The 9,588-nt window shown below is 70.3% G+C and carries 8 protein-coding genes; 4 read left to right on the top strand and 4 right to left on the bottom strand.

Annotated elements, in window-relative coordinates:
• Nucleotides 1-167: 167 nt before the first annotated feature.
• Both ABZ215_RS34450 and ABZ215_RS34445 read right to left on the bottom strand, forming a co-directional pair.
• Nucleotides 168-542 carry a VOC family protein gene (locus ABZ215_RS34450; RefSeq protein ID WP_354954521.1) on the bottom strand — a complete coding sequence of 125 codons (375 nt, stop codon included), beginning with the start codon at nt 540-542 and terminating at the stop codon, nt 168-170.
• Nucleotides 543-605: 63 nt separating this feature from the next.
• Nucleotides 606-1,754 carry a PA containing protein gene (locus ABZ215_RS34445; RefSeq protein ID WP_354954519.1) on the bottom strand — a complete coding sequence of 383 codons (1,149 nt, stop codon included), beginning with the start codon at nt 1,752-1,754 and terminating at the stop codon, nt 606-608.
• 216 nt (nt 1,755-1,970) lie between these two features.
• Between ABZ215_RS34445 and ABZ215_RS34440 the strand changes: the two genes are divergently transcribed.
• Complete coding sequence (locus tag ABZ215_RS34440; protein ID WP_027936420.1) at nt 1,971-3,071, top strand: adenosine deaminase; 1,101 nt, start codon at nt 1,971-1,973, stop codon at nt 3,069-3,071.
• A 77-nt stretch (nt 3,072-3,148) separates the two neighbouring features.
• Nucleotides 3,149-4,342 (top strand): MFS transporter, encoded by a 1,194-nt coding sequence (locus tag ABZ215_RS34435; RefSeq protein ID WP_354954517.1) that lies wholly within the window; start codon nt 3,149-3,151, stop codon nt 4,340-4,342.
• On the opposite strand, the gene ABZ215_RS34430 is transcribed toward ABZ215_RS34435, so the two are convergent.
• Nucleotides 4,308-4,670 carry a MerR family transcriptional regulator gene (locus ABZ215_RS34430; protein WP_354954515.1) on the bottom strand — a complete coding sequence of 121 codons (363 nt, stop codon included), beginning with the start codon at nt 4,668-4,670 and terminating at the stop codon, nt 4,308-4,310. The two genes, ABZ215_RS34435 and ABZ215_RS34430, sit on opposite strands and share 35 nt — an antisense overlap.
• 67 nt (nt 4,671-4,737) lie before the next feature.
• On the opposite strand from ABZ215_RS34430, the gene ABZ215_RS34425 reads away from it, so the two are divergent.
• The gene (locus ABZ215_RS34425) at nt 4,738-5,499 is read left to right on the top strand and encodes an amidohydrolase family protein (protein WP_354954513.1); all 762 of its coding nucleotides are present in this window, start codon (nt 4,738-4,740) and stop codon (nt 5,497-5,499) included.
• Between the two features lie 4 nt (nt 5,500-5,503).
• Here the strand turns inward: ABZ215_RS34425 and ABZ215_RS34420 are convergent, their stop codons facing one another.
• The gene (locus ABZ215_RS34420) at nt 5,504-6,763 is read right to left on the bottom strand and encodes a hypothetical protein (protein WP_020421804.1); all 1,260 of its coding nucleotides are present in this window, start codon (nt 6,761-6,763) and stop codon (nt 5,504-5,506) included.
• A 108-nt stretch (nt 6,764-6,871) separates the two neighbouring features.
• Between ABZ215_RS34420 and ABZ215_RS34415 the strand changes: the two genes are divergently transcribed.
• On the top strand, nt 6,872-9,382 hold the full coding sequence (locus tag ABZ215_RS34415; RefSeq protein WP_237339943.1) for a DEAD/DEAH box helicase: 2,511 nt from the start codon (nt 6,872-6,874) through the stop codon (nt 9,380-9,382).
• Nucleotides 9,383-9,588 lie beyond the last annotated feature (206 nt).

Below are 9,588 nucleotides of genomic sequence, written 5' to 3'. Positions count from 1 at the left end.
TGAGTGTGTTTCAGTCGCCGAGCAGCGGCGTCAAGGCGGGAAAGAGTACCTTGACCCCGCTGATCGGCGACTAAAGATCGGCTGTGGATCGGGGGCGGGGGAGGTCTGGTTGGGGTAGTCGGCTTGCTTTCGTTGCCGGCTTGCGGTTGAACACCCCCAGAGCCGCCTCAGGTCGCCGCATCGTGGCCCAGGTCCACGATGCAGAACACGTTTCCCTCGGGGTCGGCCAGCACCACGAAGTCCGGGTCCTCCGGATACAGATCCCAGTCCACCAGCACCGCCCCCAATCCAACCAGCCGGGCCACCTCGGCGGCCTGCTCGTCCGCCGACTCCACGAACAGGTCCAGGTGGATCCGCGGGTGGCGCTGCACCGGGGTCTCGCTGCACATCAGCCCCAGCACCGGACCATCGTCGCCGCTGAGGGTGCGCCAGTTCGGGTTCTCCCACTCGCTCGTCACGCGCAGGCCGAGCGCCTCCGTCCAGAACGCCTCCGCCCGCGCGAGGTCGTCGACACCGAGCACCGGGATTCCCAACCGCAACATGCCCCGAGCCTAGACACGGAAAAGGCCCCGGGCATGGCACGCCCGGGGCCGATCCACGAGAACTCAGGCTTCGGTGTCGTCGCCCTCGGACTTGGGCTTCACGTCGGCGTTCTTCGGCGCCCGGCCGTTGCGGGCCCGGCGCGGCTGGCGCTGCGCGGGCGGCGGCGGGGCGATCTGCGGCACCGACGGGCCGCCACCCAGCATCAGCTCCGCGAACGTCGCCATGGCCTCGTCGAGCTGGCCGCCGATGCGCCGCTCCGACTCCTCGTTGCTGCTGCGCACCAGGGAACCCACCGACTCGGTGTCCGGGCGGCTGGACAGCGTGCCCTCGACCCGCGAGAAGCCGCTCTTGACCGCGCCGCCGAGGTCGCCGAACTGCGCGGCCACACCCTCGTCGACCTTGTCGATCCGGCCGGCGAGGTCATCCAGGCGCCCGGTGATCTGCTCCAGCCGGGCGGACAGCGCTTCCAGCCGCTCCGTCGGGTCCAGCATCTCGCCGGTCTCGTCGATCGCGCCGCGCAGGGCCTGCGTGGCCGCCTCGACGCGCTCGCGGTGCTGGTTGTCCGCCTCATCCACGCGGCCGCGCAGGTCGGACAGGCCGTTCTCGACGCGCTCACGCAGCTCGCCGACGCCGTTGTCCACCCGCTCGCGCAGCTCGCTCATGCCCGAGTCGACCCGGTCGCGCAGGATGGACTCGGCCATCTCGATGCGCTCCTTCACCGGCCCGTGCACGGCCTGCGGCAGCGCGTCGAGCTTCGCGTCCTGCTTGTCCAGGTGCCCGTTCAGGTCGTCGAGGCGGCGGTGGATGTTCTCCAGCTTGTCCTCGAGCCCGTCCATCCGGCCCGCGACACCCTCGAAGCGGGCGGCCACACCGTCGAGACGGCCGTCGAGCTGGGCGAACGGCTTCGCCAGCTTGTCGACGATGCTCTCCACCGCGCGCGCCAGGTCCGCCAGCGCGTTGTCCTGCGCCTCCAGGCGCGACATGGCCTCGTCCAGGCGCTCGGCGAGCACGCCGACCTCGGTGCGGTCGGGCAGCTCCGACAGCCGCTTGCGCACGGCGCCCAGCGAGTCGACCGGAGCGAGCCGCGCGTAGATGTCGTCGAGCGCGTCGAAGATCTGCTGCTGCTCGCTCTCGCGGACTTCGGCCGCGCGCACCAGCATGTTGCGCATCCGGTCGAAGGACGGAGCTCCAATGTGGTTATCAGTGGTCACTTCGGTGTCCTTCGTCGGCGGGGAAAGAGGGACGTGGGCGAAGCTTAACCATTGCGGAATTGCTCTGGGTATCGCCCCCGTAAAGGCGGGAACGTCGTGGTCACCCCGACCGGCCGAATGCGAGCCGCCGGGCGGCGGTCTGAAGCTTGAGTGGAGGCTGAGAGTCGCGACCGCGCGCGTCCATGTAGGTGACCGCCGCGGGGGTACCGTCGGAGCATGTCCGACAACGCCACCAGAGCGCCCCTGACCATGGAAAACATCCGGCGGGCGCCCAAAGTACTGCTCCATGATCACCTCGACGGAGGACTCCGTCCTGCGACCGTGATCGAACTGGCCGACGCCCTCGGGTACCGCGATCTGCCCACGACGGACGTGGCCGAGCTGAGCCGCTGGTTCCGCGACGCCGCCGACTCCGGCTCCCTGGAGTCCTACCTCGAGACCTTCGCCCACACCTGCGGCGTGATGCAGACCGAGGAAGCGCTGGTCAGGGTGGCCGCGGAGTGCGTGGAGGACCTCGCCGACGACGGCGTCGTCTACGCCGAGGTGCGCTACGCGCCGGAGCTGTTCGTCGAGCGCGGCCTGTCGCTGGACGCGGTCGTCGAGGCCGTCCAGGCGGGGTTTGCGGAGGGTGAGCGTCGAGCCGCTCAGCAGGGAAAAGTCATCCGAATGGGTACTTTGCTGTGTGCGATGCGTCAGCACGCCCGGGCGGCTGAGATCGCCGAGATCGCGGTGCGTTACCGGGACTCCGGAGTGGCCGGGTTCGACATCGCGGGACCCGAGGCCGGATTCCCGCCCACCCGCAACCTCGACGCATTCGAATATCTGCGCACCAATAACGCGCATTTCACCATTCACGCCGGTGAGGCGTTCGGACTCGCTTCCATTTGGGAGGCGATTCAGCATTGTGGCGCCGAACGGCTCGGGCACGGTGTGCGGATCGTGGACGACATCAAACGCGATCCGGACGGCACGGTCCACCTCGGCCGGCTCGCCAGCTACGTCCGCGACCGCCGCATCCCGCTGGAGATCTGCCCGTCCTCCAACGTGCAGACCGGCGCCGCCGCGTCGATCGCCGACCATCCGATCGGGTTACTCGCGGACTTGCGCTTCCGGGTGACCGTCAACACCGACAACCGGCTCATGAGCGGCTGCTCGATGTCGAGCGAGTTCGCCGCACTCGCCGACGCGTTCGGCTACGGGTGGTCCGACTTCCAGTGGTTCACGATCAACGCGATGAAGTCGGCGTTCCTCGATTTCGATCAACGGCTCGACCTGATCAACAACGTGATCAAACCGGGCTACGCCGAGTTGGTCTGAAAGCTCTTGTGATCGTTAGCGTCGGCAAGTAAGGTCCAAGATGTAAGAACAAGTTCTCACATCTTGGGATGGTCGCGATGAGCCGGGCAGCGGGGCTGGACACGAGGAGTAGGCGCCGGTGGGGCATCCTCGCGCTCGGCCTCGCGGCCCAGACCGCGAGCTGCTCGTTCCTCTACGGCATCCCGTTCCTGGTGCCGGAGATGCGCGCGGCCGGGCTGACGCTCGCGGAGGCCGGCACGATCGTCGCCGCGCCCAGCATCGGCCTGCTGTTCACGCTGATCGCCTGGGGCGCGGCGGCCGACCGCTACGGCGAGCGCCTGGTCATGGCGATCGGTCTCGGCACGTCGTCGGCGCTGCTGCTGGTCACCTCGCTGGTGACGCCGTCGACCGGGGTGCTGTTCGCGTTGTTCCTGCTCGCCGGGGCGCTGACGGCGTCGGTCAACGCGGCCAGCGGGCGCGCGGTGATGGGCTGGTTCGGCCCGGACGAGCGGGGCACCGCGATGGGGGTGCGGCAGACCGCGCAGCCGCTCGGCGTCGGCGTCGCCGCGCTGGCCCTGCCGCCGCTGGCGCAGCACTGGGGCTTCCAGTCCGCGGTGCTGTTCCCGGCGGTGTTCGGGCTGGTGGTCGCCGCGCTGGTGGCGTGGCTGGTGATCGACCCGCCGCGGCCGGAGAAGAAGCCGGGCGCGCCGAAGCCGGCGTCGCCGTACCGGACGCCGACGCTGTGGCGGCTGCACGGGGCGAGCGCGCTGCTGGTGGTGCCGCAGTTCGCGGTGTCCGCGTTCGCGCCGGTGTACCTGGTGTCGGCGCACGGCTGGAGCGCGCTGGCGGCGGGGTGGTTCCTGGCGGCGGTGCAGGTGTTGGGCGCGGTCGGCCGTCTGGTCTCGGGGTACTGGTCGGACCGGGTGGGCAGCCGCTTGCGCCCGATGCGGCAGCTGGCGGTGGCGAGCGCGGCGGTCATGCTGCTGGTCGCCGTCGGCGACGTGAGCTGGATGTGGGTGGTGTTGTTCGCGCTGGTCCTGGCCGCGGTGATCACGGTGGCGGACAACGGGCTCGGGTTCACCGCGTCCGCGGAGCTGGCCGGGATCGACTGGGCGGGGCGCGCGATGGGAACCCAGAACACGGCGCAGAACATCGCGGCGTCCCTCACGCCACCCCTGCTGGGCCTGGTGATCGGCGATTCCCGCTACGCGCTGGCGTTCTGCGTGGCCGCGGTGTTCCCGGTGCTGGCGATCGGCCTCACGCCGGTCCGAGCCGAGACTCGGTCGTCGTGATCGCCTCGCGGAGCGCGGCCCGCGCGGCGGTCAGTTCCGCGGCGCGGGCGTCCAGCTCGGTGAGCCGGGCGCGCAGGGTGTCCAGGACGCCGGGGCAGGCGTCCAGCGTGCCGTCCGGGTGGGCGCAGTCGATGATGCGGCGGATCTCCCGGGTGGGCAGGCCGACGGTGAGCAGTTCGCGGATCTGCCGGACGCGCTCGACCGCGCCGGGGTCGTACTCGCGGTACCCGTTGTCGCGCCGCTGAGCGGTCAGCAACCCCACGCGCTCGTAGTACCTCAGCAGCCGCTCGGTCGTCCCGGTGCGCCTGGCGAGCTCACCGATCAGCATCACTTGACCTTCCCACCATGTCAGGGATCAACACTGCCGGGAGTACCACGATTCCCGGAGGAAGACCTTGATCATCGACGCCCACAGCCACGTCCACAATCCGGTCGAGCAGCACATCGCCCTGCTCGACGAAGCCGGTGTCGACAAAGCGATCTTGTTCGCGACCCGTCCGCACCCCGAACGCGCGACGACGCTGGACGAGCTGAAGGGGGAGATGGCCGTCCTGTCGCAGAGCCTGGCCGGCAGCGGCGAAGGCCTAGCCGCGGCCCTGTGCGAACTCGACGACGCGGTCGCCGCGCACCCGGACCGGTTCGTCGGTTTCGGCTCGGTGGACCTGACGCGGCCCGGGGCGGAGGTGGCGGCCGCGGTCGAGGAGGCAGGCCGGAAGTGGCGCGGCATCGGCGAGCTGACCCCGCCGCCCGGCGGCGCCGATCTGCTCGAACCGGTGCTGCGCGCGGCCGGCGACCTGCCGGTGGTGGTCCACGGCGCAGCCCCGACCACCGCCGCCGACCTGGCGACCATCGGCGCGCTCGCTCGGAAGTACCCGCGGACGCCGCTGGTGATCAGCCAGCTCGGCGGCCGGCATTGGATCGACGCGATCGAGCTCGTCCGCGAGACGCCGAACCTCTGGCTCGAGCTGTCGACGGCGAGCCTGGTGTTCTCCGTGCGGCTGGCGATCGCGGAGGTGCCGGACCGGACGCTGTTCGGCTCGGACGCGCCCTACGGCGACCCGGCGCTGGCCCGCGCGCTGGTCGAGCGCGTCACGCCGTCGAAAACAGTGCGCGCCGCGGTCCTCGGTGGGAACGCGGCGCGCCTGCTCGGTCCGTGACGGGTCAGTGCACCCGCAGCCGGTTCTCGAAGGCCTCCACCAGCTTGCGCCACTCGCTCTGCTCGGTGTCGAACGGCGCGCTCGGCGCGAGCCGGCCCGGGTCCGGCTTCAGCACGAACGACACCAGCCACCCCAGGCTCTCCGAAGTGGACAGTGCGGCGGCCACCGTGTCGTCGCCCGCCCAGTCCGCGGCGTCGGTGAGCAGCTCGACCGCCAGGTCCAGCTGCGTCGGGTCGATCGCGTCCGGGCCCTCGGCCAGGTCCTCGTCCAGGCCGGCCAGCACGTAGGTGTTCTCGGTGTCGACCTCGACCTCCAGCTCGCCCGCGGTGGCCTTGGCGAGCACCTCGTCCCAAGTGGACACCTCGGCCAGGTCGGAGTCGGCGAACGCGGCGGAGTCGGCCAGCGCCCGCGCGAGCGCCTTCTCCGACTTGAACACGTCGATCCGGCCGTCGCTGCCCAGGAAGATCGGCTCGTCGTCCAGGTAGCACCGCAGCGAGTAGTACTCGTCGCCGGCGGTGATGATCTTGATCGGGTCGATGCCGACCTCGCCCCAGAAACCGACCGGGACGTCCTCTTCTTCCTCGTCGTCGGCGTCGGTGCTCTCGACCGTGTCGAGGTCCTCGTCGGCCTGCTCGGACTCGACCTCGGCCTCGGCCGACTCCTCCAGGAAGGTGGCCAGCTCCTCGGCGGTCTGCTCGAGCACACCGGCGTCCACGTCCGGCACCTTGACCAGGCCGTCGATCGCGTCGAGCACGGTGTCCCACTTCTCGGACACGGCCTCGGACAGGTCGTTCCACAGGCGCTCGCCCTCGCGGCCGGTGAACGGCAGCCTGCCCTGCTCCAGCAGCGAGAAGCCCTCGGTGGCGTCCAGCACCTCGTGGACCTCGTCGAGCTCGCACACGTCGGCCAGCGAGCGCACGATGCCGACGATCTCGGCCAGCTCGCTGATCGTCCACGAGTCCGGGTCCTCGGCGACCAGCTCGGGCACGCCGACCAGGTCGTAGGAGTGGTCGTCGTCGGGGATCAGCTCCGGCACGTTCAGCGCCGGGACCGCGTTCCACGCCGGGTGGTCGATCAGGTCGTGCTGCTCGGCGGTGCGGACGAACGCGGCCAGGTGCGCGGCGTCGGGGAAGGCGTACAGATCCTCCTCGTCACCGAGGAAGGCCTCCCACTCCTCGCCGTCCTCCCGCCAGCGCGGGGCCCAGAGGGTCACCAGGTCCCCCTGCGGCAGCCCGAGTTCGATCGGGACGATGTCCTGTGCCATGAAAGCCCTCCGGATTACACCTGTGTGTGGGAAGCCTACGGCTTGACGGGACCGGCCGCGATGGGCCCCATCTGCTCTCCGGCCGCGGGTGGCACGATGGTACCCACGATGAGCCTCTCAGACCTCCTACCAGCGGATCCCGATCCCGACACGCTGTTCGAGACGTTTTCGGCCTGGACGGCCGAACGCGGGCTCGAGCTGTACCCGGCGCAGGAAGAGGCGCTGATCGAGGTCGTCTCCGGCGCCAACCTGATCCTGTCCACCCCGACCGGCTCGGGAAAGAGCCTGGTCGCGGTGGGTGCGCACTTCACCGCGATGGCCCACGGCCTGCGCAGCTACTACACCGCGCCCATCAAGGCGCTGGTCTCGGAGAAGTTCTTCCAGCTCATCGAGATCTTCGGCGCCGACAACGTCGGGATGATGACCGGCGACTCCGCGGTCAACCCGGATGCCCCGATCATCTGCTGCACGGCGGAAATCCTGGCGAACATCGCGTTGCGGTTCGGTGCCGACGCCCCGGTCGGCCAGGTCGTGGCCGACGAGTTCCACTTCTACAGCGAGCCGGACCGTGGCTGGGCGTGGCAGGTGCCGCTGCTGGAGCTGCCGAACGCGCAGTTCGTGCTGATGTCGGCCACCCTCGGTGACGTCACCTTCTTCGAGAAGGACCTGACCCGTCGCACCGGCCGCACCACCGCGGTGGTCACGTCGGCGCAGCGGCCGGTGCCGCTGACCTACCGGTACGCGCTCACCCCGCTGCACGAGACGATGACCGAACTGCTCACCGGCGGGCAGGCCCCGGTCTACGTCGTGCACTTCTCGCAGGCCGCCGCGATCGAGCGGGCGCAGGCCCTGATGAGCATCAACGTCACCACCCGCGCCGAGAAGGACGCGCTCGCCGAGGCCATCGGGGACTTCCGGTTCTCCGCCGGGTTCGGCAAGACGCTGTCGCGGCTAGTGCGGCACGGCATCGGCGTGCACCACGCCGGCATGCTGCCCAAGTACCGGCGGCTGGTCGAGCAGCTCGCGCAGGCCGGGCTGCTGAAGGTGATCTGCGGGACGGACACGCTCGGCGTCGGCATCAACGTGCCGATCCGCACGGTGGTGTTCTCGGCGCTGACCAAGTACGACGGGGTGCGCCAGCGGCACCTCAAGGCACGCGAGTTCCACCAGATCGCCGGGCGCGCGGGCCGGGCCGGGTACGACACCGACGGGTACGTGGTGGTGCAGGCGCCGGACCACGTGATCGAGAACGCGAAGGCGCTGCAGAAGGCGGGCGACGACCCGAAGAAGAAGCGCAAGATCGTCCGCAAGAGCGCGCCCGAGGGGTTCGTCAACTGGACGGAGAGCACGTTCGAGCGGCTGATCTCGTCGCCGCCCGAGCCGCTGACGTCGAGTTTCCAGGTGAGCCACGCGATGCTGCTGAACGTGATCTCGCGGCCGGGCAACGCGTTCGAGCACATGCGGCACCTGCTGGAGGACAACCACGAGGACCGGCCGTCGCAGCGCAAGCACATCCGCCGGGCGATCGCGATCTACCGCGCGCTGGTGGCCGCGGGCGTCGTCGAGCGGTTGTCCGAACCGGACTCGACGGGCCGGATCGTGCGGCTGACGATGGACCTGCAGCTGGACTTCGCCCTGAACCAGCCGCTGTCGCCGTTCGCGCTGGCCGCGATCGAGCTGCTGGACACCGAGTCGCCGACGTACGCGCTGGACGTGGTGTCGGTGATCGAGTCCACAGTGGAGAACCCGCGGCCGGTGCTGTCGCAGCAGCAGTTCAAGGCGCGCGGCGAGGCGGTCGCGGCGTTGAAGGCGGAGGGCGTCGAGTACGAGGAGCGGATGGCGCTGCTCGACGAGGTGACGTACCCGAAGCCGCTGGAGGAGCTGCTGGAGGCGGCGTACGAGACGTACCGGCGCGGGCACCCGTGGGTCGCCGACTACGAGCTGAAGCCGAAGTCGGTCGTGCGGGACATGTACGAGCGGGCGATGAACTTCGTCGAGTACATCAACTTCTATTCGCTCGCGCGGTCGGAGGGCCTGGTGCTGCGGTACCTGGCGGACACCTACGACGCGCTGCGGCGCACGGTGCCGGACGAGGCGAAGACCGAGCCGCTGGAGGACCTGATCGCGTGGCTCGGCGAGATGGTGCGCCAGGTCGACTCGAGCCTGCTGGACGAGTGGGAGGCCCTGCGGCATCCGGGGGAGGAGCCGGTGCCCGCGGAGCGCCTGCCGGAGAAGCCGCCGCCGGTCACGGGCAACGAGCGGGCGTTCCGGGTGCTGGTGCGCAACCAGATGTTCCGGCGCGTCGAGTTGGCCGCCCGGCGGGCGTACGCGGAGCTGGGGGAGCTGGACGCGGCGTCCGGCTGGAACGACATCGAGTGGGAAGCCGCGCTCGAGGCCTACTACGAGCAGCACGACCGGATCGAAACCGGAGCGGACGCCCGCGGCCCGGCGATGCTGATCATCGAGAAGGAGCCCGAGGTCTGGCGGGTGAGGCAGATCTTCGACGACCCCGCGGGCGACCACGACTGGGGCATCAGCGCCGAGGTGGACCTGGCGGCCTCCGACGAGGCCGGCGCAGCGGTGGTCCGCGTGACGGCGGTGGACCAACTCGGAGGCTGAGGCCCCTCGCGGCTGGGAGTGTTGTTCGGCTCTGCTGATCGGGGGATCACTCCCGCAGCTTCGGTCCCGAGCTACCCGGATGTTCGTCCTCCGAAGGGGCTCACCACGCGGCGCGGCCCCCGACGCGCGGTTCCCGGTGCGGCCGCGTGCGAATGTTCCGCTGCGCGGGGTGCGTTCCGGCGGTCCGAGCTACCCGGACTTCGATC

Source organism: Amycolatopsis sp. NPDC006131, assembly GCF_040614175.1.
Lineage (GTDB): Bacteria > Actinomycetota > Actinomycetes > Mycobacteriales > Pseudonocardiaceae > Amycolatopsis_E > Amycolatopsis_E tucumanensis.
This window is presented reverse-complemented; position numbering and strand designations above follow the sequence as displayed.

What these genes read in the sequence shown, in the direction of transcription:
- ABZ215_RS34435 (WP_354954517.1), top strand. Translation starts at nt 3,149, where the DNA reads ATGAGCCGGGCAGCGGGGCTGGACACGAGGAGTAGGCGCCGGTGGGGC.
- ABZ215_RS34450 (WP_354954521.1), bottom strand. Translation starts at nt 542, where the DNA reads ATGTTGCGGTTGGGAATCCCGGTGCTCGGTGTCGACGACCTCGCGCGG.
- ABZ215_RS34440 (WP_027936420.1), top strand. Translation starts at nt 1,971, where the DNA reads ATGTCCGACAACGCCACCAGAGCGCCCCTGACCATGGAAAACATCCGG.
- ABZ215_RS34430 (WP_354954515.1), bottom strand. Translation starts at nt 4,670, where the DNA reads ATGCTGATCGGTGAGCTCGCCAGGCGCACCGGGACGACCGAGCGGCTG.
- ABZ215_RS34420 (WP_020421804.1), bottom strand. Translation starts at nt 6,763, where the DNA reads ATGGCACAGGACATCGTCCCGATCGAACTCGGGCTGCCGCAGGGGGAC.
- ABZ215_RS34415 (WP_237339943.1), top strand. Translation starts at nt 6,872, where the DNA reads ATGAGCCTCTCAGACCTCCTACCAGCGGATCCCGATCCCGACACGCTG.